We start from the raw sequence: 22,498 nt of genomic DNA, 5'->3' as shown, positions 1-22,498 counted from the left end.
GCCCTCCGTCGTTCCGCCGATCGGATCGGCGGGCCGTCGCTCCCGCTCGAGCGGTGCGTGACCTGCTTGCCGGATCGTCGCCGAGCGGGTGCTCGAGCCGGCCCGGCGGCGGCGCGTCACCGGGACGGGCCCGATGAGCGGCCGCACGGCGCGCAGGAGCACCGTCGTTCGCCGCGCGGCGAGGGGGCTCAGTGGTCCGTCACGCGCAGCATCACGCGGGTGCGGTCGCCCCGGGTGACGAGGCGCTCGATCAGCAGGAACACGCGGTACTCGAGCCGGTACTTCGCCAGGAACACGCGGCCGAGGCGCTCGACCTCGCGTGGGTCGGCGTCGATCCGGGCGCTCGCCTCCACGACGGCCGCACCCTCGGCGACCCGACCACGCCGGTCGCACGGCGCCAGCGTCACTCGAGGGTCGTTGCGGAGGCGCTTCACCTTGCCACTCCGGCGCGGTGTGGTCACGATCAACCCGTCGCCGTCGCGCGCGATCCAGACGGGGGTCGAGACGCCGGCGCCAGTCTTCCGGAAGGTCGTCAGCGAGACGAAGGAGGCGTCGGCGAGCGCAGCGAGTGCGGGTGAGAGGGGCATGCTCGAACACTAGGGCCGTCGAGAGCCGTCAGCGCACATCTCCGGATCACGCCGAGCCGCCCCGTAGGCTGGTCGCATGATCGTCCCGACGCCTCTGATCGGCCCGACCGAGGCGCCCGACCTGCACGTGATGACGTACAACATCCGTCGGAGGATGCCGCGCCTCACCTCTCGCGCCGTCGATCAGTGGGAGCGCCGCAGGCCGCTCGTACAGAGAGTCCTCGAGCAGGAGCGCCCCTCGATCCTCGCCGTGCAAGAGGCGCTGCCCGACCAATCGGCCGTCGTACACGAGACCCTCGGCTCCTCCTTCGAGGCGATGGGCTTCGGCCGCGATCCCGACCGGAGCGGTGAGCGCGTGATGCTCTTCATCGACCGCAGTCGCTTCGCCGTGCGGCACTGGACGCAGATCGCCCTCTCCGAGACTCCCGATGTCGCCGGCTCGCGCAGCTGGGGCAACCGAATACCCCGGACCGCGGTGATCGCCGAGCTCACCGACCACGCGACCAGCCGCGAACTGACGGTCGTGGCCACCCACTTCGACCACCTCTCGCGGCAGTCCCGGCTGCGCTCGGCCGAGTTGCTCGCGGAGCGGGTGCTGGCGCTCGGCCGTCCGGCGATCGTCATGGGCGATACGAACACCGATGTCGACACCGCGCCCTACCGCGCGCTCGTCGAGGAGGGCCGGCTCGCCGACTCCTGGGTCGCCGCCGAGCGCCGCCTCACCCCGTCGTGGGGCACCTACTCCAACTATCGGGCGCCGGCGGAGGGGCGTCGGATCGACTGGCTGATGGTCACCGAGGGCGCCTTCGAGGTCGTCTCGGCGGGGATCAACGCGGTCCGGTACGACGAGGCGGCCCCCTCCGACCACGAGCCGGTCCAGGCTGTGCTGCGCTTCACGAATCCGTGAGCGGCTCCGTCCTCGTCGCCACCTTCCTCCAGCCTCCGCGCACGCGCGGCGAATGGCTGGCGGACGCGGTGCGCTGCGCTGGAGCGGCGAGCATCGTGGCGGCCTGGATCGGCTGGGGTCTGGTCGACGTCGCCGTTCTGGCGCTGGCCGCGATCGGGCTGGTGCTCCCGCGGTTCCTCGGAATCCGCCCGGCGCTCGATACGGCGTTCGGCGCTGCACTGCTCGTCGCCTCGTGGAGCAGCGTCCTCGGTCTCTACGAGGCCTGGGCAGGCTGGGACCTGGTGGTGCACTTCGTGCTGAACGGGCTGGTCGCGGCCGTCGCCTTCCTCGTGGCGGCGCGGGCGGGAGTCGTGCCGGCCGTCTCGGGTGAGCGCGGGCCGCTCGCCCCGGCGATCGTCCTGTGCGCCTGCTTCGGCACGACGGCCGGCGTGCTGTGGGAGTGGGGGGAGTGGGCGGGGCACCGCTTCATCGACTCCGCCATCTTCGTGGGCTACGAGGACACCCTCGGCGATCTCGCCGCGGGAACGCTGGGCTCGCTCCTCGCCGGCGCCCTGATGCGGTTCTGGTCGGCGAAGGAGCGCGTCGCACCCTGAGCGGAGTCCGCGCCCTCGAAGAGGGCGGCCACCGGCGCTGCGGCGTAGCGTGTCCCGCATGTGCGGCCGATTCGCGATGGACTCCGAGACCGACGAGCTGATCCAGGAGTTCGTCGCCGCGGGCGGGCGCGCCGAGGACTGGGCTCCGGACTTCAGCGTCGCCCCGACCGACCGTGCCCCGATCGTGCGCGAGCGCCTGCACGACGGTGCGGTCGAGCGTGAGCTCGAGCTCGCCTCCTGGGGCTTCACCCCCTCGTGGTCGAAGGGAAGGGGTCCGTCGCCGATCAACGCACGCCTCGAGTCGGTCGCCGCAAACGGACTCTTCCGCGGTGCCTTCGCGAAGCAGCGCGCTATCGTCCCGATGCGCGGCTACTACGAGTGGGAGGCGCGGGCCGACGGCAAGCAGCCGTGGTTCGTGCACGGCGATGCGCCGATCCTCGCCGCCGCGGGTCTCTACGCCGCCCGCAGGGAGGGCGACGACTGGCGGCTCTCGTTCACGATCATCACGCGCGAGGCCCGCGACGCCTCCGGCGAGGTGCACGAGCGGATGCCCGTGTTCCTCACTCCGGACGTCCGCGAGGAGTGGCTGGATCCGGCTCCGCTCGCGTCGACGGAGGAGATGCTCGCGGCTCTCGACCGGGTTTCGGTCGCTGTGGCGGCGACCCTCACGGCACATCGGGTCGACCGTCGCGTCAACGACTCCCGCACGGTCGACCGCCGCGACCCGGGGCTGCTCACGCCGGTCGGCTGAGGCGTCCTGCCTCCTCGCTGCTCGAGGGGATCCGATGGCTCCCCTCGGTCCTGATCCGGCGATCGGGAGGTGGTGTTCGACGCCAGCGTCGGCAGCGCGGTGCGGCGTCGACCTATCCTCAGCGGTGCGTGACGGTGAGGGGAAGGTCGCGAGTGATGGATGCCGTGTCGATCGTGATGTTCGACGCAGAGACAGCCGAGACGCTCTGCGCTCGGTTGCGAGCGGGGGCGGACGTGCTCGACGCTCAGTTCGCGTCGAGGAGCGCGATGGTCGAGGAGGCGATGATCGATTTCTCGGGAGCGTACTCGCGGATGTTCCACGACAACGTCGAGGCCGAGGTGGGCGATCGGCACCGGCTCGTCGACGAGCTGCGCGAGCTGGCGGCGCAGGTGACTCTGGTCGCGGGTCAGGCCGACCGCGAGAGTCGGCGCCGACGTGAGCTCGCCGAGTGGCAGGAGCGCGAGGCCCAGCGGCGGCGCGACGCGGCCGATCCGCTCCTGGCGTCGATGCGGAACCTGGAGCAGCTCGTCGACCCGCGCCCGAGTACCGAACCGATCATCCCTACGCCGATCGTGGCCAGCTTCGCCCCTCGGCCGCGGTTCCGGTACTGCGGCGGTTCGCCGACCCGCGCGCGCAGCTCGGCCGACCCCGACCGTCTCCGGCTCTTCGCCGGAGGAGTCCGCGCGCTCGTCGACGAGGCGGCCGACCCGCTCGTCCTGCTGACGTCGTCCTGGCACCATTTCCTTGAGGACTGCTGGTGGGCGCAGATCGAGCAGGCCGACGTCCTGGCCGGCTTCGAGGCCTTCCTCGTCGCGCTCGCCGAGGACGCGAACTGGGCCGAGCGGATCGCTGACGCGTTCGAGCTGGCGGGCGGTGCAGGTCTGACCGACACCGCGCTCGATGCGCGCGCCTCCTCCCACACGCCACCCGTTCTGCTGCGGCTGCTGGAGCCGAGCCTGGATTCGGCCGCGGTGGCGGCGGAGTGGGCCCGGCTGGATCTCGCGCCGGAGGACATCGCTGCGCTGCTTCTGGCGACACGTGTCGGTCTTGCGGGCCTCGACGGGCTGCCGGCCGTCGCCCGAGACGTCGCCTCTCGTTCGCTGCTCGCCGATGCGGTCGCCGACCCGGCGGGGTGCGGAGCGCGATGGGACTGGCGTCTCCCGACGGGCCGTCGCTGGAGGAGTTCGAGCGGCAGGTGGACGCTCTAGTGGCGGGGTTGGCCAGGGCCGATGGACAGGCACGGCTCGGAGGCACCGTCGCCCAGCTGATCGGGTTCGGATCCGATGACAGCATGTTGACCGCCGCCGTCTCGATCGGCGACCTCGACACCGCGTCGACGGTGCTCGCCAATGTGCCCGGTGCGGGGACGACGCTCGACGGAATCGAAGGGAATCTGAACGCGGCGACTGATCTGCGATCGGCGACGATGTACCAAGGCGGCGGACCCACAGCCGTCGTCGCCTGGCTCGGCTATCGGGCGCCGTCGTTCCCCGAGGTGCCCAACATGGACCGGGCGGCCTCCGGTGCTGACCGTTTCGCCACCTTTCTGGATGGGGTCTACGACTCTCGGCGCGACAGCCCGCCCGATCGGGTGACGGTCATCGCCCACTCCTACGGGTCGACCCTCGTCGCCAGCGCACTGCAGCTCACCGAGCATCGGATCGACGATGTCGTCGCGTACGGCTCGCCAGGCTTCCTCAGGGGGATCGAGGTCGCGAGCCTGAATGTCGACGAGGTGCACGCCACGGAGGCAAGGGCGGACGGCACCGCCTTCTGGGGTCGATTCTTCGCCGGCCCCACGCGAACGGATCCCCGCGACGTCTCCGGCGTGCAGGTCTTCTCGTCCGAAGCAGGCCAGGGCACGCGCGCGGTGACGACCCACGACATGGCTCCCGATCAATCGGGCGGGGCCGTCGGATACCTCTCGCCCGATTCCACCACGATGGGGTCGATTGCCCGTATCGCGGTCGGAGGAAAGCCATGACGGGGTGGGGGCGACGATGGTGGGCCATTGGGCTCGCGGTGGTGGTGCTGGTGATGGTTGTCGGGTGTGGTGTGGGAGTGGAGCGGGATGTGAGGGATGCGGGCGGTCTGACGCGGGCGGAGGTCGCGCGTCTCAGTCAGGAGCAGGAGTTCGCTCTGGTCGCGGAGCGGTATGCGCGTGTGGAGGAGTTGTTGCGGGAGGCGCAGCTGCGGATCAGTGACGGGGAGTGGACCTGGCTCGGGGGTGACCGGGTTCCGTGGTCGGGTGCTTCCGGAGGCGTCGGCGGGCCACTCCCCGGGGCGACCGGCGCGAACAGCTATTACCTGTTGGCAAGCCGACTTCAGGATGTGCCGGGTGGGTCGGGTGATGAGGTGGGTGTGGAGCCGATGCGTCGGTATTTCGAGGAGAAGGGTTGGGACTACTATGTCCGGGACTTGTCGGGTGATCACGATATCTGGGGCATTACCGGTGACGGATATCGGGTGGCGTGGACGGTGCGGGAGAATGGTCGGTATTCGCTGAGGATTTTCAGCGAGTTGTTCTGGTCGAACGATGCGCCCGACTTGATTCTCGCAATCGGCGGTCGAAGTGCGACGATTGCGCTGGCTGCCTCGCCACCTGGGACGGTCGTCCCGTTCCCGAAGTGGGAGGACCAGTTCACGCGACCGCCGATCATGCGGCCGCCGTCGGACGCCACGCCGACCGTCCCGCCCGTGCAGGGCTGAGAACGGGGCGCGGCGCGGCCCCGCGCCTCCCGACCGCCCTACGTCGTGCCGGCGTGGCCCGGGAACGGCTTGCCGTTCAGCGAGACCTCGTCGGGGTCGACCTCGACGTCGCCCACGTCGTCCGGTCCGCCGGTGCCGGGGACGGCGTTCACCTCAGCAGAGCCGGACACCTCGGTCCGGCTCGCGGCCGGGTCCTCGTTCTGCTTGGCCTCTGTCTCGCGCTCGCTGCCGGGCGACTCCGAGATGTCCTTCTCGATCGTCTCGCTCTCGGAGGAGGTGGCCGGAGCCGCTCCGTCCGGCGCGCCGATGGTGGCGCCCTGGTCGTTGTGCTCCGCGCGGTCCTGGTCGATGTCCTGATCCATGTCGTCGCCTCTCGTCGGGCCTCCGACGCTACGTCGGCGCCGCGACGGAGGCACCCGCTTGACAGCCGCCCGGTGCGCCCCCGGGTGCGACCGGGCGCATGCAGAGTGGACGTACTACCCTGGAACGACGGTCGCACCGGGGGGCGCGGCATGCACGCCGCTGCACCGCGAGGAGGACCCGTGGCATCCCACCGGACAGGCGAGACCCGCGTCGTCGGAACGACGGTCGGTCGGCGCTACACGATCGAGGAGCTGATCGGCCGCGGCGGCATGGCCACGGTGTACCGCGCTCGCGACGAGATCCTCGGCCGCTCGGTCGCGCTCAAGATGTTCTCCCCCGGCATCGACGAGGCGCAGGACCTGCAGCGCAAGGCGTCCGAGATCCGCCTGCTCGCGGCCCTCAACCATCCCGCTCTGGTGACCCTGTACGACGCGCACGACGGCGGCGACGACACCAACGGCCAGGCCTACATGGTGATGGAGCTCGCCGAGGGCCCGAGTCTCTCGGAGCGACTCGCCACCGGCCCCGTCGCGCCGAACGATGTGGCCTCGATGGCGGGCGATCTCGGCGAGGCCCTGCACACGGTGCACGCTGCGGGAGTCGTGCACCGCGACGTCAAGCCCTCGAACGTCCTCCTCGTGCCCAGCCCGCTGACCAGCCGCGAGTTCCGGCCCAAGCTCGCCGACTTCGGCATCGCCTCGCTCATCGACTCGACCCGCATCACAGAGCCCGGCACCCTCCTCGGCACGGCCGCCTACCTCAGTCCCGAGCAGGCGCACGGCGACCAGCTCACCCCCGCGAGCGACATCTACTCGCTGGGGCTGGTGCTCCTGGAGTCGTTGACGGGTCGCCGGCCGTTCACCGGGTCGGCGATCGAGGTCACGCTCGCCCGGGTGCTGCGCGACCCGGAGGTCTCGGAGTCGCTCGGCGCGGGGTGGTCCTCCCTCCTCACCGCGATGACCCGGCGCGAGCCCGAGGCGAGGCCGACCGCGCTCCAGGTGGCGGAATCGGCACGCCGGCTGATCGACCCGCGCCGAGACGGCCCGCCGACGGGGATCGTCGTACCGGATCTGCCTGCACCGGCCACCCAGCTGCTGCCGGCCGAGGCTTCCGACCGGACCGAGCTGCTGACGCCGACGGCTCCGCTCGACTCGACGACGAGAATCGACGCGGGTGAAGCGGACCCCGCCACCCGGGTCCTCGCCACGACAGCGCTGCCCGTGGATCCCGCGCCGCCGGCCTCCTCTGCCCCTCGACGCCGAGGCCCGAATCCGTGGCTCCTCGTCCTGGTGCTCGCGCTCATCGCGGTGGCGGTCGGGCTCGCAGTGATCCTCGTCGACGGTCCGCAGTCTCCGCTGCCCGCGGTGGACGGCGAGCTCGGCGACCACCTCCGGCAGCTGCGCGAGAGCATCCGCTCATGAGGCGGCTGCGTCTGCGGGCCGCCGGTGCCGTGCTCGCCTCCGCCCTGCTGCTGAGCGGATGCTCCGCCGCGCCGCAGGGGATCGACGAGGGTACGGCGCAGACCCTCGACGACGCGGTCGTGGCCGTGGCCGAGAGGGCGTCGGCCGAGGACTACCCGGGCGCGCTGGCCGAGCTCGCTGGACTGCAGAGCGCCCTCGACTCCGCGCTCGCGGGCGGATCGGTGTCGGCCGAGCGCGCGGCCACGGTGCAGGCGCGGGTCGATGCGGTTCGCGCCGACCTCGACGCGCTCGTCGGAGGAGCCGACGATCCGACTCCGGTCCGGACTCCGAGCAGTGCCCCCGGGCAGACGACCCCGGAGGAGACGGGGCCTGTCGAGGAGGATCCGGAGCCCGCTCCGGCCGCAACGGAGGAGGCGCCCGCCCCCGAGCCCACGCCGGAGGAGCCCGTCGAGACGCCGGAGGAGCCCGTCGAGACGCCGGAGGAGCCCGTCGAGCCCGCCGAGCCGACCGAGGAGGCGCCCGGAGCTCCGGGGAACAGCGGTGACGCTCCCGGCAGAAGCGGCGATTCCTCCGGGAGCAACGGTGATGCCCCCGCGACCGGCGGCGACTCCTCCGGCAACGGCGGCAGCGCTCCGGGCGCGGGCGGCGACTCCTCCGGACCCGGCCGCGGCTGACCGCGCCGCACGCTACTCCCGCGTCGACAGCACGGCGAAGGACGCGTCGAGCTCGACGTCCACGTCGGTCCCGTCTGCTCGGGTGACCTCCACCTCGAAGGCGTGGTCGGCGTCATCGCTGCGCTCCGCGCCGGTGACGGTTCCCGCGCCGACCGCCGCGAGGGCGGCATCGCTCGCGCGGGTGAGGTCCTCGCCCGTGAGGTCGTCCGGATCCACGGTGCCGGCGGCCGGGGAGGCGTCGCTCCGGGCACGGTCGTCGTCGGGGTCGACGGCGACGACGACGAAGGAGTCATCGAGGCGCACGTCGTACTCGAGGCCGTCCTCGTCGCGCAGCTCGAGCTCGTAGCCGGTCGCTCCATCGTCGTCGCGCTCCGCCGCGGTCACGGTGCCGCCGCCGATCTCGGCGAGGGCCGCCTCGCTCGCGCGGTCGAGGTCGCTGCCGGTCAGGGACTCCCGGCCGTCGAAGCCGTCGGTCGCGGCGTAGGCGATGCCCGTTCCCGCTCCGATCAGCACGACCGCTCCGGCGATCCCCGCGATGATCCTGGTCTTCTTCTGCACGATGCGCTCCGTTCCGGCGCCGCTCGTCGACGCCTCCTGCACTCTCGCCGGTGGCCACTGAAGCCACCCTGAAGCGCCCGAGCCGATCGTGCGTGCGCGCTGACCGGATCTCAGCCCCGGGCCAGCGGCACCCGCACCTCGACACGCGCCCCGCCCAGCGCCGATCCGCCGACGATCACCCGACCGCCGTGCGCCGCCGCGATCCCGGCCACGATCGCCAGCCCCAGGCCCGATCCGCCGGCGTCGCGCGCCCGCCCCTCGTCCAGTCGCACGAAGCGCTCGAGCACCCGCTCGCGCTCGGCGTCCGGGATCCCCGGGCCGTCGTCGTCCACCGCGAGCACCGCCTCTGCCCCGTCGGACCGGCAGGTGAGCGCCAGGCGGGAGACACGGTGCCGCACCGCGTTGTCGACCAGGTTGCGCAGCGCCCGTGAGAGCAGGGCCTCGTCGGCCACGACCTGCACGGGCGAGACTCCGCTCGCGTCGACGAGCACGCCGGAGTCGCGCAGTCGGCGCACCTCAAGCAGGGCCAGATCGTCGAGGTCGACGGGCGCCGCCGTCACCACGAGGCGCGCCTCGTCGGCCCGGGCGAGCAGCAGCAGCCCCTCGATCAGGCCGCCCAGGCGCACCGACTCCTGCGCCACGGTCGTGGCGAGCCGAACGGAGTCGAGGCGGTCAGGGTGCGCGAGCGCCACCTCGGCGGTCTGGCGCAGAGCCGCGACGGGGGAGCGCAGCTCGTGCGAGGCGTCGGAGACGAAGCGGCGCTGACGTTCCTGCCCGCTCTGCAGCCGGTCGAGCATCCGGTTGAGCGTCTGCGCCAGGCGGTCGATCTCGTCGCCCGAGCCCGGCGCCTCGATGCGGCGGTCCAGGGCGGAGGAGGTGACCGCCTCGGCCTCGGCGCGCATCCGCTCCACCGGCCGCAGCGCCCTCCCGACCACCACCCAGCAGACCACCGCCACGAAGACGACGAGCAGCGGCACCGCGACGGCGAGCAGCGCGACGGTCGTCGCCACCGCCTCCGCCCGCGCCTCGTCGGGAACGCCGACGACCACCAGCGAACCGTCGTCGAGCTCTTGCGTCGCCACGACCACCGGTCCGTCCTCGGCGAGGTCGACGGTGACCGGGCCGTCGTGCTCGGAGACGGCCAGCGGCGGCAGGTCGTCGGCGTCATCGCCGGCGGCCACGACGCGCCCATCGGTCACGAGCTGCACGAGACCCTCGGAGCCGCGCACAGCCTCCGCCCCGCCCCGCTCGACCAGGGCCGCGACCCGCTCCGCCTCGCCCTCGGCCGCCGTGGCGGCACTCGACGCGAGGACCGACGAGAGCACGACGACGAACGCCGCGCTCCCGAGCAGTGCCGCGGCGGCGACCACCGCACTGGCAGCAGCGGTGATCCGAGTCCGCAGCGTCCGCCTGCTCACTCTGCTCACTCGGCCACCAGCGAATAGCCCGCGCCGCGCTGCGTCCTGATGGAGTCGCGGCCGAAGGGGCGGTCGATCTTGTTGCGCAGGGTCCGGATGTAGACCTCGACGATGTTGGGGTCGCCGTCGTAGTCGAAGTCCCAGACCGCGCCGAGGACCTCGCGCTTCGAGACGACCTCGCCGGCGCGCGAGACCAGGTACTCGAGCACGCTGAACTCCCGCGCCGTCAGCGGCACGGCGACTCCCGCGCGCTCGACGTGCTTGGAGGCGGGATCGAGCGCCAGGTCGCCGACGACGCGGACCGCGGGACGCTCGGTGGCGCCGCGCCGGATCAGCGCCCGCAGCCGAGCCACCAGCACGGGGAACGAGAAGGGCTTGGTGAGGTAGTCGTCCGCGCCGGTGTCGAGCGCCTCGACCTGGTCGAGGTCGCCGTCCTTGGCGGTGAGCATCAGGATCGGCGTCCAGTCGCCGGAGGCGCGCAGCCGCTCGCAGACCCGGAACCCGCTCACATCGGGGAGCATCAGGTCGAGCACGATGGCGGCGTAGTCGGCCTCTTGCGCGAACCAGAGCGCGTCGGTGCCGGTCGCCGCGGTGTCGACGGCGAAGCCCTCGGCCTCCAGCCCGGTCTCGAGGGCCCGCAGCAGGGTGATCTCGTCGTCGACGATCAGAATGCGGATGGCGTCCTCCCGGTGGCTCGGCAGTCTGCGCCCAGGCTAGCCGCGCGCCCGCTGAAGCCTGGCTGAAGCGACGCCCTGCTGCCGAGGGGCCGCGGCCGGCGCGGATGCCGACTCCGACCGGGCCCTCAGCGCCCGGGTCATTCGTCCCTGTCGGTGTACTCGCCTTCGCCCTCACCCTCGGTGCCGGCCGCGCCGGTGTCGACGTAGCTGCCCTTCACCGAGGTGTCCTCGTCGTTCTCGGAGGTGTCGATGTAGCTGCCCTCCTCCTCGCTGACGGTGTGCGAGACGCCGTCGGTCGAGGTGTACTCGCCCTCGGTCTCCGAGGCATCGGCGAGATGGCGCCCGTGGCCTGCCTCGTTCGTCTCGTGGTTCTCGTGGTTCTCTTCGTGGTGGGCCATGTCGGCCTCCTCGCCTCATCGCGTCGGTGCGCGGTCCGATCGACCGCGCTCGGTCCGACACTTCTGCATCGTGGGCGGGCGTGCAAGACGTGGCGCCTGCACATCCGTGCCGCGCAACTCCTGGCCGCGACCGAGCGGCCGGCCTAGCGTGACGAGCATGAGCAGTCCCCCTCGCACCCGCTGGAGCGTCATCGGCCAGCTCGGTCCGGCGTTCGACGACGGCGGCCCGATGCTCCTCGTCGAGGCCCGCGCCGCCTTCGGCCGTCGCCCGATACACCGGGCCAAAGCGCAGCTGCTCCTCTCGTCGCTCCGGCATCGGGGCCGCGAGCTCGGCGATCGCGTCGAGTACGTCCGCGCCGAGACCTTCGCCGAGGCTCTCGACGGCCGCGACGACCTCGAGGTGGTCGATCCGCCCACCAGGGGAGCCCGGCGCCTCGCCAGAAGACGGGGGATGAGCATCCTGCCCAGCCGCGGCTTCGTCACGGCGGAGGCGGATTTCCGCGAGTGGGCGCTCGCGCGCGGCGGCAAGCGCCTGCTGCTCGAGGACTTCTACCGCTGGAGCCGCGAGCGCACCGGTGTGCTGATGCGCGGTGACCAGCCGGAGGGCGGACGCTGGAACTTCGATCACGACAACCGTCAGCCGCCGCCGAAGGGCGCCTCCCGCCTCGGTCTGCCCGACCCGTGGTGGCCCGAGGAGGACGACATCGATGAGGAAGTGCGCGCCGACCTGGCCCGGTGGGAGGCCGAGGGCGCTGTGCGCCTGGTCGGCGCTGACGGCCCGCGCCGGTTCGCCGCGACGCCCGCGGAGGCGGAGGCGGCGCTCGCCGACTTCGTCTCGTCGCGCCTGGGCGACTTCGGCACCTACGAGGACGCGATGCTGTCGGGCGACTGGACGATGGCGCACTCGCTGCTGAGCGCGCCGATGAACCTGGGCGTGCTCGATCCGCGTGCCGTCATCGACGCCGCCGAGGCGGAGTACGCCGCGGGAGGTGCGCCGATCGCCGCCACCGAGGGTTTCGTCCGCCAGATCCTCGGCTGGCGCGACTACGTCTGGAACCTGTTCTGGCACCTGGGCCCGGAGTACCGCAGCCGGAGCCGGGCGCTCGGCGCCTCGGCCCCGCTGCCCGAGGAGCTGCTCGCGCTCGACGCAAGCGGCATTGAGGCGAACTGCCTGCACGAGACGCTCGACGACGTCCGGCGCCACGGCTGGGCGCACCACATCCAGCGACTGATGGTTCTGGGGAACTGGGGCCTCCAGCGGGGCTGGGATCCGGCTGCGCTCAGCGACTGGTTCGTCGATGTCTTCGTCGACGGCACCGAATGGGTGATGCCGGCCAACGTGATCGGTATGTCGCAGTACGCCGACGGCGGAGTCGTCGCGACGAAGCCCTACGCCTCGGGCGGCGCCTACATCGACCGGATGTCGGACTACTGCGGAGGCTGCCGCTTCGACCCGAAGGTGCGCCTGGGCGAGAACGCTTGCCCGGTGACCGCGGGGTACTGGGCGTTCCTCGACCGTGTCGAGCCGGTGCTCCGCGGCAACCACCGGATGGCGCAGCCCCTCGCGGGACTCCGCCGCCTCGCCGACCGTGCGGCCGTCGTCGACCAGGAGCGCCTCCGCGAGAGTCTCTGACCGAGCGTCAGAGCGCCGATCGATGAGGGAGCGACTCGATCCGCTCCTCCGCGTCGACGGCTCGCCTCGCTGCCACGAGCGCCCGTCGCGAGGAGAAGCCGACGAGCCTCGCCGCCTCCTCCTCGTCCTCCCGGCGCACCTCGGAGCGCCGACCGAGGATCCGGAGGGCGGCGTCGACCCGCACGCGCCGCAGCTCGCGCATCGGCGTGGTGCCGATCATCGAGAAGGCTGCGTGGAGGCTGCTCGTCGACACCGCCAGAATCTCGGCCAGGGCTCCCACCCCGAAACTCTCGTCGGCGTAGTGCGTGCGCAGCACCGCGTCGGCCCTGGCCAGGAGGCGGCCGACCACCGTGGGAGTACCCTGCGCGAGCGACGGCCCGCACTCGCTGACGACCGCGGCTGCAGCGCTCTCGATGCACCCGGCCAGATGACCCCAGCTCGACGCGGTGAGCGTGGAGGCTGCGTTGAGGGTGCTGATCACCGTGGCGAGAAGGATGCGCAGACTGCCGCTGTCCTGCTCGATCCTCGTCACTCTCGCGGGGATCGGCACTCCGAACCGACTGCTGAACAGTGCGCTGACTTCGACCTCCACGACTCCGTAGGAGGACTCGCTGATCACGGTGTGGTCCTCTTTCTCTACCGAGAGGTATCCCTCGCCTTTCATCAGCGACATCTCTTCGTCGCGAGACGCGAGACCGATCTCTCCATCGACGAGCATGCAGAGCAGGAGTCCGCTCTCGGTCGGCTGTCTGATCACTCGGCGCCCACTGTGGTAAAGCCGCCGGACGGTGACATCGCCGATCTGGAGACGGTCTCCGAGAACCCGGAGCTCCTTGCCCGGAGACACCACCCGCATCCCCTGCCCGACCAGCCAGTCCGCCGCCTCGTCGCCCACGAGAGCGACGCCGAGATCGCCGCTCGCCCGTGCTTCCGGAACCCGCATCGCAGCCGCCAGTCAGGGAGGAGTCCACCACTGTGGTGGCCGGGAGGGGCGGTCCCATCCCCTCTGCATGATGCAGTACCCCGATGGAGGGTGGGTTGCCGCCGACCTGAGACTCCGACGACCTCGACCGGAAAATCCAGACATCGTCCGCCGACGTCTCGTGCCGGTCACGGACCGCTGAGCATATGAGCTGTCCCTGCACCGATCCCCTTATGGAGAAGACATGAAGAAGAACTATGACGACGGCAAGCACGACATCAGCCTGGACGACGGGTGGTCCGTTCCGTCCGAGGGCGGAGTAGGTCGTCGTTCCATTGTGCGAGGAGCGGTCTGGACTGTTCCTGTCGTGGCCGGAGTGGCGGCAGCGCCTCTTGCGGCAGCGTCTACGACCCCCTGCACTCCGTCCATCACCTCGACCGGTGCCGCCTACATCCGCGACAGCAGCGACGGTTGGTTCGGAGAACTGCTCTCCAATTCCTCCGGTGATCGTCTGGGCATTGGCGTCGCTCTTCCGGGGTCGCGGATGAAGGCAAACTACGCGTTCAAGAACGCCACGAATTGCACCTGGACGGGCACGATCCAGGTCCAGATCGACCTCCCCGCGCGAACCGTCGCGAACCCGCCGGAGTCCAACGAGGGCTGGACCCGGACCACCGCGGGCAACTACACGCGCGACAACCTGACCTATACCCGCTACGTCTTCACCGCGACCGCCAGTGTGGCGGCGAACTCGACCCGGCAGTTCGGGCTGGGCTGGACCCTCGCGGATCAGGCGACCCTGCGCACCTACCTCGGTGCGCCGGGCGGACCCCAGCGATGGACGAAGGTTGCGGCAGACAGCGGCAGCACGGGCTGGAGGCTGCCGAACCCTCCGGGAGCCATCCGCATCAACGGCGCAACCGTGCACTCGGGCTTCTCGAACACGCTCACACAGAATGCCGGCTACTGGATCCACTTCGGCACAGAGGCTTTCTAGAGCCGGTCGCTCGCGCGACGGACGCCGCATGAGCGCGGCGCCGCCGGGCGACGAGCCTCCGGGCGCTGGATCCAGGTCCTGTGCCCGGGGGCTCGTCCCGTCGCGCGGGAATCAGGCCCTGACGAACCTCGAGACGGTCACCGCGACGGTCACCGTCGTCGTCCCGTCCTGCTGAGCCAGTGCCGCGTCCAGCGCCCGAGGATCCAGATGGTGCGCGCTCGGCCCCATCAGAACCTCGGCGCGCAGCTCGGGCACTGTCATCTCGACAGGGTGATCGATCTCGTCCCGCCGGGCGAGCATGAACCCCGTGAGCTGCTCCTCGAGCCGCTCGGCCTTGCCCGCGTCGATGCCGAGCATCCCGAACCGTTCACGGATCTCAGCGAGGTGCCGCTCGCGTGGAGTCACCACCACGGCGATGCCGCCCGATCGCAGCACCCGCCGCATCTCCGGCGCGTTCCGGGGCGCGAAGACCGTCAGTAGCGCGTCGGCCGAGGCGTCGGCCAGTGGGAGCGGCTGCCAGAGATCGGCTGTCGCGACGGCCGCCCGCGGATGCGCGCGAGCGGCGCGGCGGGCGGCGGGCGCCGACAGGTCGAGGCCGAGGCCGTCCGCCTCCGGATGCGCGTCGAGCACCGCCGCCAGGTACGCCCCCGTGCCGCAGCCCAGATCGACCACGAGCCGCGCGCCGTCCGGGACCGCCGCGGCCACCGCCTCCTGGATCGCACGGTAGTGGCCGGAGCCGAGCAGCTCCTCCCGCGCCTGGACCATCGCCGGGGTGTCGCCCGACGTGGCGTGCCGGCCGCGCAGCAGGGACGCGTAGCCCTGGCGGGCCACATCGGCGCTGTGCCCGACCGGGCAGCGGAGCGACCCGGGTCGCGGCAGAGCGTCGGGCGCGAGGGAGCCGCCGCAGACCGGGCACGCGAGAGCCGGGAGCACCGTCGACCCCGGCCGCGCGCCAGGATCGAACGCGCTCACCCCGTCCCCGCGGGGCGCGTGCGCAGAGCGGTGATCGCCGCGTTCAGCGTCGCGATCGTCGGCACCGCGAACAGTGCGCCCGCGAGCCCCGCGACCTCGAGCCCGGTCGCCACGCCGAGGACGACGGCGAGCGGATGCACCTTCACGGCGGTTCCGAGGATCAGCGGCTGCAGCACGTGCCCCTCGAGCAGGTGCACGACGATCACGACTCCGATCATGACCAGTGCGGCCACCGGCCCGCTGAACAGCAGCGCCACCACCGCGGCGAGCGCTCCCGTGGCGATCGCGCCGAGGATCGGCACGAACGAGCCGAGGAACACCACGATCGCGATCGGCACCACCAGCGGCAGCTGCAGGGCCAGCGCTCCGATCCCGATGCCGACGGCGTTGATCGCGGCGACACCCAGCTGCGCGAGAACGAACTGGCTCAGAGTGCGCCAGCCCGCCGCACCGGCATGCTCCATCGCCGGGCGAGCACGCTGCGGCAGCAGCCGGAGGATCCACCGCCAGATCCGGCGCCCGTCGAGCAGCAAAAAGATGAGCGAGAAGAGGGTGAGCAGCGTCCCCGCGAAGACCTCGGCGACCTGCGAGCCGACGGCGAGCGCTCCGGAGGCGATGGTCGCGGCCTGCGCGTCGGCCCAGGAGACCGCGCGCTGCGCCCAGTCGCCGAGCTGCACGTCCGAGAGCGAGAGGGGCGGGCTCCGCAGCCACGCCTCGACACCGTCCACCGCGTCGAGCGCGCGCGCGCCGACTCCGTTGAAGCCGGTACGCGACTGCACGATCACGAGCCCGACGAGCCCGGTGAGCGCCATCAGCATCGCGAGGATCGAGACGAGCACGGCGAGCGGCCGGGGGAGGTGCAGCCGCTCGAGCCGGTCGCGGAGCGGGGTGAGCAGGGCGGTGAGCAGCAGGGCGATGAGCACCGGAACGACGATGACGGGCAGCATCGAGACGAGCCGCACGACGAGATAGAGAACTGCCGCGACCGCGAGGAAGCGCCACGACCAGGCGGCGGCGATGCGCATCCCCGGGGCGACATCGTCGGCCGAGTCGAGCACGGAGTCGGAGGACGGGGTCGTCGTGGTGCCGAGAGGGGTCGTGGTGCCGGCAGGGGTCACGTCGCCGGGGCTCCGCCCCGTCCGCCGTCCTCGCATGGCCCCTCCGATCCTCTCGCAGTGTACGGCGAGGCGAGCGCGCGCAGCCGGGAGGGTGCCGGGCGGGAGCGCTCGGGTTGCGCGATCGACGGATTCGGTTGTCTAAGCCGCCGTGAGTGGTCGTCATGGACGCGTCGCGCAGCGCTGGACCACCGGTTCCGCACGTTCTGCACTGCCCGCCTTCGCGGGCCCTGATCGCGCCGCCACCGCCCCGTTCCCTGCCCCGGACGCCGGCGACGCGCGAGCGCCGGTAGCGTCCTGTTCACAAGTGCCGAGGGGGAGGACGACGGATGCTGGATGCGCTTCTCGCGGTCGCCGCGTGGTGCGCGGGCACCGTACTCGTCGTCAGTGGCGCGTTGAAGCTCGGGCGCGTCGAGGCCTTCCGGGCGAGCCTCGCAGCGCTCGGGGTTCCGCGCATCCTCCGAGACCGACGGCGGTTCGCCGGCGCCTTCCCCGTTGTCGAGATCGCCCTCGGAGCGGCGGTGGTGCTGGCGCCTGCCCCGCTGCATCGAGCGGCGCTCGTGCCGGTCGCTCTGCTTGACGTGGTCTTCCTGGTGGTGGCGATCCGTGCTGCCCGGGCTCCGGAGGAGGTCGACTGCGAGTGCTTCGGCGGGCTCGGCTCCGCGCGGATGACCGGCCGGACGGTCGCGCGCAACGGCGCCCTGCTCGCCCTCGCCCTGGCGGGGCTCGCGGGCGCCGTCGCTCCTGCCGCCCTGCTCGCCTCTGAAGAAGGCGGCTCGCCCGCTGCGACCGTCGCCTCCGGCCTGGCCGCCGCCCTCGCGGCGGTCACCCTCGTGCTCGTGCGCGATCGTCGGGCGGCGCGCGACTCGCCTCCCTCCGGCGCCGACCAGGAGGAGCTCGAGCTGGTCACGGCCGCCGGCGAGCGGCTGACCCTCACCGAGCTCTCGCGCCCCGCCACCCACCTCGTCTTCTTCTCGCCGTCGTGCTCGTCTTGTCACCAGCTGGTCGAGCGCTTCCGCTGGTGGCCCAACGGGCTGCGCGAGGGTGAGGAGCTGCTGCCCGTGCTCCTCGGCGAGCGCGAGCAGTTCGCGGAGTACGCCGTCTACGCTCCGCTGATCGACCACGCGCTCTACGATCCGAGCGGACGCGTCGCCGCGGCGCTCGGCCGCTCGGGAACGCCCGGCCACGTGCTGCTCGACCCCGAGCATCCGCGCGGTACCGGCTGGACCGCAGGCGCGGTCGGCATCGAGGACCGGGTTCTTCGGCCGGACTTCCTCGCCGACGTCGCTGCCGGAGTCGTCGGTCCGGATCCGACGGTCGCCCCGCAGTGACGACGGAGCGCCGGGCTGCCCGGCTGAGCGGGTGACCGCCCTTCTCGTCGCGATCGTGACCTCGCTGGTCGTGATCGCCGCCGCCACCGTCGTCGGCCCGCGCCTGGGCATCGCCTCCCCTCTCGTGCTCGTGGCGATCGGGGTGGGCGCGAGCCTGCTCCCGATGCTCGGCCCGGTGGCGATCGAGCCCGAGTGGGTGCTGCAGGGGATCCTGCCTCCGCTGCTGTACTCGAGCGCCGTCTCGATGCCGGCGATGAACTTCCGCCGCGAGTTCGGCGCGATCAGTGGGCTCTCGGTGCTCCTCGTGGTGGGGACGTCGCTCGTGCTCGGTCTCTTCTTCCTCCTGGCCATGCCCGATCTGGGCTTCGCCTGGGGCGTCGCTCTGGGGGCCATCGTCAGCCCGACGGATGCAGTGGCCACCTCGATCCTCAAGGGAACCTCTGTCTCGCGGCGGGTCATCGCGATGCTCGACGGCGAGAGCCTGCTCAACGACGCGACCGCCCTCGTGCTGCTGCGCACAGCGATCGTCGCGGCGGCGGCGGGCTTCTCGTTCTGGGGCGCCGTCGGCTCGTTCGCCTACTCGGTGGCGGTCGCCGTCGCTCTCGGAGTCGCGGTCGGAGCGGCGAATCTCGCCGTGCGCCGGCGCGTCGGCGATCCGACGGTCAACACGATCCTGTCGTTCACGGTGCCCTTCCTCGCCTCCGTGCCCGCCGAGGCGCTCGGCGCCTCCGGCCTGGTGGCCGCCGTCGTCGCGGGCATCGTGACCGGCACCCGCGCTCCGCGCGAGCTCTCGCCGCAGAACCGGCTCTCCGACACGCAGAACTGGCGGACGGTCGAGCTGGTGCTGCAGGGCGCCGTGTTCCTGACGATGGGCCTCCAGATGCGCTCGATCGTCACCAGTGTCGAGGAGGATCACGCGGGAGTGTGGTCGGCGGTGCTCGTCGCCGCGGGGGCGCTGCTGATCACGGTGCTGGTGCGGGCGGCCTACGTGGCTCCGCTGCTCGCCGTGCTCGCCCGCCGTGGTCGCCGCCGCGAGCGGTTGCGGCCACGGGTCGAGGGTCTGCACGAGCGGATGGCGAGCCCTGAGGGGCGTCGAGAGAAGATCGAGTCGATGAGCGGGCGGCGTCGGCCGTCGCAGCGGGAGCTCGACCGCATCTCGGTGCGGCTGCGGCGCTGGCTCGCCGACATGGAGTACTTCGTCCGCGAGCCGCTGGGCTGGCGTGACGGCGCGGTCGTGGTGTGGGCGGGGATGCGCGGGGCCGTGACCGTCGCGGCCGCCCAGACGCTGCCGGAGGACACCCCGCAGCGCTCAGTGCTCGTGCTGATCGCGTTCGCGGTCGCCGGTCTCTCGCTCCTGCTTCAGGGCGGCACGATCGGGCCCCTGCTGTTGCGGATCTCGCCCGACATCGACGAGGAGGCCCGGGCCGCGGCGGCGGACGCGGAGCAGCTGCGGGTCTACGAGTTGCTGCGCACGAGCGCAGAGGCGGTGGCGGCTCCGGTCGAGGGTCCGGAGGCTCGGGGTCGGTCCGCCTTCGAGGCCGCCCGCCCGCGCCGGCTCGCCGTGATCGCGGCGCAGCGTTCAGCGCTGCTCGATGCACGGGACGACGGGACCTTCGACGCCGAGGTGCTGGCCTCGGTCCTGGCCGCCCTCGATGCGACCGAGATCGGCATCGAGCTGCGGGCCAGAGCCCAGGGGTGACTCCGCGGCGGCGTCCGCGGTCGGGTCCACGCGGGGCGGCGCTCAGCGGCGCTCGAACTCGCCGGACATCGAGCCGTGGATCGGATCGTCGGGGTCGTCGCCGACCGAGCGGGCGGGGTCGTCGACCTCGACGGGACGCGCGGGAGGAGGGTCGCCGGCGGAGTCGAGACCGAAGCCGTCCTCGAGCAGTTCCTGGGCGATGCGGCTCGACAGCCCGCTGCGCTCGCCCGGTCCGGGGTCGGTCTCCGGGTCGACGGGGGCGGCCAGCGCCTCCTCGAGCCCGGTTCTGGGCTGGGGTGCGGACTCGCGCTCGCGCCTCTCGGTCTCGTTCGGCATCGCCGCTCCTCGTCCGCCGCCGGATTCCCGCGGCGCTCTCAGCATGAGCCCGAGCGTAGAGGACCCCGGCTCCGACGGCCACGCCCCCGGCTCCGACCGCCACACCGGATCGTGCGCCGACGGCTCATTCGTGCAGCGACCACGAGTGCGGAGCGACCAGGACGCCGCCCACGGTCACCGACTCGTCGCCGAGGTTGAGGGCGAGCCGCGCAGTCCGGCCCTCGCTCCCCGCGGCGACCAGGAGCACCGCCGTGTTGCTGAGGTCGACGGTGCTGGTCGTCGCTCCGACCAGCCAGGGGTTCCGGCGACGGAACGCGATCACCTCCTGGTAGGCGCGGTACGCCTCGCCGCCCGGCCACTCGGCCGGATCGCGGGGGAACTCGGGGCGGATCGCGTCGTCCCCGCCGATCCGGTCCTCCTTCAGCCCGCGCAGGCCCCTCTCATCGCCCGCGTAGATGCTCGGGACGCCGGCCACGAAGCCGAGGACCGCGGTGGCGTGGCCGTGATGGCGCTCGTCGCGGATGGCGCTCGCGACGCGGGTCACATCGTGGTTGCCGACGAAGGTGAGCGGGAGGAATTCCTCGACGAAGCCGTCGTGGCGCTCCAGCGACCAGGCGAGCTCGAACAGGTTCGCCTCCTCGATGGAGTTGCGTACCGCCTTCCAGAGCTCGTACTGCGTGACGGAGTCCAAACCCGACTCGCGCACGTAGCCCGCGTAGTCGCCGTGGATGACCTCGCCGACGAACCACGCCTCGGGGAAGCGCTCGCGGACCGGCTCGATCGCGGCGCGCCAGGCAGCGGGTGGGACGGCGTACGCCGCGTCGAGGCGCCAGCCGTCGATCCCGCGTTCGAGCCAGTGCGCGAGTACGGACGAGATGTACCCCGCAACCTCGGGGTTGCCCGTATCGAGTTCGACGAGCGCGTCGTGGCCCTCGAAGACGTCGACGCGGAGGCCGTCGACCTCGTGCGAGCGGTCGCTGCGCGAGAAGCGCGCCGCCTCCACGGACCCCTCGCCCGCCGCGACGGCCGCCCGCCACCACGGGTGCTCGCGTCCGACATGGTTGAACACTCCGTCGAGGAGCACGCGGATCCCGCGTTCGCGGCAGGCGGTGATCAGCGCGTCGAGGTCGCCCTCGTCGCCGAGACGCGGGTCGACCGTCAGGTGGTCGACCGTGTCGTAGCCGTGCGTGCTCGAGGCGAAGACCGGGCCGAGCTGGAGCCCGTTGCAGCCCAGGGCGAGGAGGTCGTCGAGCCAGGGCAGCAGGGCACGGAGGCGGTGCCGCGGCTCGTCGCCCGGCCCCGGTCCCTCCGCCGCGGTGGGCTCGGCGCCCGTGAAGCCGAGCGGATACACGTGCCACCAGATCGCCGTCGAGATCCAGCCGTCCCTCTGCGTCATCGTCGTCGCCTCTCCGGTGCTCTCTGGCGCGTGCCGCCGCCACTGTAGCGAGCGCGGCTGGGCCGTCGCCGCTCCCGCTCACGGCCCGGGCCGCAGCGCCGCGAGCCAGACCAGGAGTGCCAGGGCCGCCCGCAGAGCAGCCGGCGCGGTCACCGAGCAGACCAGCAGGGCGAGCGCTGCGCATGCGAGACCGAGCGCGGCCCGCCTCCGCTCGCCCACCCGCGCCAGCGCCGGTGCCGCGGTCGCGACCGCGAGCACGGCGACGGCGACGGCGGGCACCGCCCAGATCGGATGCACCGACGAGACCAGCGCGAGCATCCCGAGTGCGAGGGCGGCGAGACCCGGCTCGCGCGGCCGGTCGCCCCAGGGGCGCCGCCGAGCGCGCCAAGAGGGTGAGTGGGCGGCGAGCGCCGTGCCGGAGGAAGGGAGGAGTGTGCCAGTCGTCATGCGCCGATCCTCCCCGGGGCCCGTGCCGCGCGAGGAGTCGGCCGCCCGATCGGGGGAGGGATCCGCCTCCTACTCGCCTGTGGAGGACGCAGCGCACGGCGCGAGTGGCCCCGACCGGCGTCGTTCCGGGCCTCAGAAGGCCGGAATCGCGGGGATCACGGGCTCGGGCTGGTAGGTTACCGACGGTCCGACCGGTCGAGGGCATTCGTCTCCGGCCGAGGACGATCCATCACAACCAGCTGTTCCTGACAGCGTGAACGTCCTGGGAGGACACTCCATGGCTGACAAGTCGCTCAACCGCACCGAGCTCGTCGCGAAGATCGCCGCCGACTCCGGCCAGAGCCAGGCCGCCGTCAACGGCGTCCTCGACTCGCTCTTCACCACCCTCGCCGACTCCGTCTCGAACGACGTGAAGGTCACCATCCCCGGCTGGATCGCCGTCGAGCGCACCTCCCGCGCCGCGCGCACCGGCCGCAACCCGCAGACCGGTGAGACCATCCAGATCGCTGCCGGCCACTCGGTCAAGGTCTCGGCCGGCACCAAGCTCAAGGCCGCCGCAAAGTAGTCGCGGTCTTCGACGACGATGACGACGGC

General features: G+C 72.3%; 25 protein-coding genes. 13 read left to right on the top strand and 12 right to left on the bottom strand.

The genetic code is table 11. The features are described from left to right. Positions 1–188: 188 nt before the first annotated feature. Complete coding sequence (locus GSU10_RS13235; RefSeq protein WP_068209712.1) at positions 189–587, bottom strand: PPOX class F420-dependent oxidoreductase; 399 nt, start codon at positions 585–587, stop codon at positions 189–191. A 76-nt stretch (positions 588–663) separates the two neighbouring features. Here GSU10_RS13235 and GSU10_RS13230 point away from each other — a divergent pair, with 76 nt between their 5' ends. From GSU10_RS13230 to GSU10_RS13205, 6 genes are all read left to right on the top strand, one after another. Beyond that, positions 664–1,494, top strand: a complete 831-nt coding sequence (locus GSU10_RS13230) for an endonuclease/exonuclease/phosphatase family protein (RefSeq protein WP_068209704.1) — start codon at positions 664–666, stop codon at positions 1,492–1,494. Further along, positions 1,491–2,087, top strand: coding sequence for a DUF2238 domain-containing protein (locus GSU10_RS13225; RefSeq protein ID WP_132505018.1), 597 nt, complete (start codon positions 1,491–1,493; stop codon positions 2,085–2,087). Before GSU10_RS13230 ends, GSU10_RS13225 begins: the two co-directional genes overlap by 4 nt. A 58-nt stretch (positions 2,088–2,145) precedes the next feature. After that, positions 2,146–2,838, top strand: a complete 693-nt coding sequence (locus GSU10_RS13220; RefSeq protein WP_068209737.1) for an SOS response-associated peptidase — start codon at positions 2,146–2,148, stop codon at positions 2,836–2,838. Positions 2,839–2,993: 155 nt separating this feature from the next. Continuing rightward, complete coding sequence (locus GSU10_RS13215) at positions 2,994–4,046, top strand: hypothetical protein (protein ID WP_132505016.1); 1,053 nt, start codon at positions 2,994–2,996, stop codon at positions 4,044–4,046. Continuing rightward, positions 3,983–4,822 (top strand): alpha/beta hydrolase, encoded by an 840-nt coding sequence (locus tag GSU10_RS13210; protein ID WP_082845052.1) that lies wholly within the window; start codon positions 3,983–3,985, stop codon positions 4,820–4,822. Before GSU10_RS13215 ends, GSU10_RS13210 begins: the two co-directional genes overlap by 64 nt. Continuing rightward, positions 4,819–5,547 carry a hypothetical protein gene (locus tag GSU10_RS13205; RefSeq protein ID WP_068209691.1) on the top strand — a complete coding sequence of 243 codons (729 nt, stop codon included), beginning with the start codon at positions 4,819–4,821 and terminating at the stop codon, positions 5,545–5,547. Before GSU10_RS13210 ends, GSU10_RS13205 begins: the two co-directional genes overlap by 4 nt. Before the next feature lie 38 nt (positions 5,548–5,585). On the opposite strand, the gene GSU10_RS13200 is transcribed toward GSU10_RS13205, so the two are convergent. Then, the gene (locus GSU10_RS13200; protein WP_068209688.1) at positions 5,586–5,909 is read right to left on the bottom strand and encodes a hypothetical protein; all 324 of its coding nucleotides are present in this window, start codon (positions 5,907–5,909) and stop codon (positions 5,586–5,588) included. 180 nt (positions 5,910–6,089) lie between these two features. Here GSU10_RS13200 and GSU10_RS13195 point away from each other — a divergent pair, with 180 nt between their 5' ends. Together GSU10_RS13195 and GSU10_RS13190 are read left to right on the top strand one after the other, a co-directional pair. Next, positions 6,090–7,331, top strand: coding sequence for a serine/threonine-protein kinase (locus tag GSU10_RS13195; RefSeq protein WP_158286110.1), 1,242 nt, complete (start codon positions 6,090–6,092; stop codon positions 7,329–7,331). Further along, positions 7,328–8,005, top strand: coding sequence for a type 2 periplasmic-binding domain-containing protein (locus tag GSU10_RS13190; RefSeq protein WP_068209682.1), 678 nt, complete (start codon positions 7,328–7,330; stop codon positions 8,003–8,005). The genes GSU10_RS13195 and GSU10_RS13190 overlap by 4 nt, the downstream gene beginning before the upstream one ends. Positions 8,006–8,017: 12 nt before the next feature. Here the strand turns inward: GSU10_RS13190 and GSU10_RS13185 are convergent, their stop codons facing one another. The 4 genes from GSU10_RS13185 to GSU10_RS13170 all read right to left on the bottom strand — a co-directional run bounded on the left by GSU10_RS13185 (position 8,018) and on the right by GSU10_RS13170 (position 11,056). Then, positions 8,018–8,563: a PepSY domain-containing protein gene (locus tag GSU10_RS13185; RefSeq protein ID WP_158286109.1), complete on the bottom strand. Its 546-nt coding sequence runs from the start codon at positions 8,561–8,563 to the stop codon at positions 8,018–8,020. 110 nt (positions 8,564–8,673) lie between these two features. Beyond that, positions 8,674–9,981, bottom strand: a complete 1,308-nt coding sequence (locus GSU10_RS13180) for a sensor histidine kinase (RefSeq protein WP_132505012.1) — start codon at positions 9,979–9,981, stop codon at positions 8,674–8,676. 5 nt (positions 9,982–9,986) lie between these two features. Further along, positions 9,987–10,658 carry a response regulator transcription factor gene (locus tag GSU10_RS13175; protein WP_068209675.1) on the bottom strand — a complete coding sequence of 224 codons (672 nt, stop codon included), beginning with the start codon at positions 10,656–10,658 and terminating at the stop codon, positions 9,987–9,989. A 137-nt stretch (positions 10,659–10,795) separates the two neighbouring features. Beyond that, positions 10,796–11,056, bottom strand: coding sequence for a hypothetical protein (locus GSU10_RS13170; RefSeq protein WP_068209672.1), 261 nt, complete (start codon positions 11,054–11,056; stop codon positions 10,796–10,798). A gap of 157 nt (positions 11,057–11,213) precedes the next feature. On the opposite strand from GSU10_RS13170, the gene GSU10_RS13165 reads away from it, so the two are divergent. Next, entirely contained in the window at positions 11,214–12,689 is a 1,476-nt protein-coding gene (locus tag GSU10_RS13165) for a cryptochrome/photolyase family protein (RefSeq protein ID WP_068209669.1), read from the top strand. A gap of 7 nt (positions 12,690–12,696) precedes the next feature. On the opposite strand, the gene GSU10_RS13160 is transcribed toward GSU10_RS13165, so the two are convergent. Beyond that, positions 12,697–13,632, bottom strand: a complete 936-nt coding sequence (locus tag GSU10_RS13160; RefSeq protein WP_068209666.1) for a helix-turn-helix domain-containing protein — start codon at positions 13,630–13,632, stop codon at positions 12,697–12,699. A 223-nt stretch (positions 13,633–13,855) separates the two neighbouring features. Here GSU10_RS13160 and GSU10_RS13155 point away from each other — a divergent pair, with 223 nt between their 5' ends. After that, entirely contained in the window at positions 13,856–14,608 is a 753-nt protein-coding gene (locus tag GSU10_RS13155; RefSeq protein WP_068209663.1) for a hypothetical protein, read from the top strand. A gap of 111 nt (positions 14,609–14,719) precedes the next feature. Here GSU10_RS13155 and GSU10_RS13150 read toward each other — a convergent pair whose 3' ends face one another. Both GSU10_RS13150 and GSU10_RS13145 read right to left on the bottom strand, forming a co-directional pair. Next, positions 14,720–15,580, bottom strand: a complete 861-nt coding sequence (locus tag GSU10_RS13150; protein WP_132505010.1) for a methyltransferase domain-containing protein — start codon at positions 15,578–15,580, stop codon at positions 14,720–14,722. Then, complete coding sequence (locus tag GSU10_RS13145; RefSeq protein WP_158286108.1) at positions 15,577–16,698, bottom strand: AI-2E family transporter; 1,122 nt, start codon at positions 16,696–16,698, stop codon at positions 15,577–15,579. The genes GSU10_RS13150 and GSU10_RS13145 overlap by 4 nt, the downstream gene beginning before the upstream one ends. A gap of 326 nt (positions 16,699–17,024) precedes the next feature. Between GSU10_RS13145 and GSU10_RS13140 the strand changes: the two genes are divergently transcribed. Next, a complete protein-coding gene (locus tag GSU10_RS13140; RefSeq protein WP_132505006.1) occupies positions 17,025–18,026 on the top strand; it encodes a TlpA family protein disulfide reductase in 1,002 nt (333 codons plus the stop codon). A 31-nt stretch (positions 18,027–18,057) separates the two neighbouring features. Next, entirely contained in the window at positions 18,058–19,725 is a 1,668-nt protein-coding gene (locus GSU10_RS13135) for a cation:proton antiporter (RefSeq protein ID WP_132505004.1), read from the top strand. 42 nt (positions 19,726–19,767) lie between these two features. Here GSU10_RS13135 and GSU10_RS13130 read toward each other — a convergent pair whose 3' ends face one another. From GSU10_RS13130 to GSU10_RS13120, 3 genes are all read right to left on the bottom strand, one after another. After that, complete coding sequence (locus GSU10_RS13130; protein WP_068212901.1) at positions 19,768–20,061, bottom strand: hypothetical protein; 294 nt, start codon at positions 20,059–20,061, stop codon at positions 19,768–19,770. Between the two features lie 124 nt (positions 20,062–20,185). Then, positions 20,186–21,457, bottom strand: a complete 1,272-nt coding sequence (locus GSU10_RS13125; RefSeq protein ID WP_068212904.1) for an alpha-amylase family glycosyl hydrolase — start codon at positions 21,455–21,457, stop codon at positions 20,186–20,188. A 78-nt stretch (positions 21,458–21,535) separates the two neighbouring features. Then, positions 21,536–21,904 carry a hypothetical protein gene (locus GSU10_RS13120; protein WP_132505002.1) on the bottom strand — a complete coding sequence of 123 codons (369 nt, stop codon included), beginning with the start codon at positions 21,902–21,904 and terminating at the stop codon, positions 21,536–21,538. 277 nt (positions 21,905–22,181) lie between these two features. Here GSU10_RS13120 and GSU10_RS13115 point away from each other — a divergent pair, with 277 nt between their 5' ends. Further along, a complete protein-coding gene (locus tag GSU10_RS13115) occupies positions 22,182–22,469 on the top strand; it encodes an HU family DNA-binding protein (RefSeq protein WP_056037903.1) in 288 nt (95 codons plus the stop codon). The last annotated feature ends 29 nt before the right edge of the window (positions 22,470–22,498 follow it).

This window comes from Rathayibacter tanaceti (assembly GCF_009834165.1).
Taxonomy (GTDB): domain Bacteria; phylum Actinomycetota; class Actinomycetes; order Actinomycetales; family Microbacteriaceae; genus Rathayibacter; species Rathayibacter tanaceti.
Note: the sequence above shows the minus strand (reverse complement) of the source record. Positions and strands in the feature narration are given on the sequence as shown.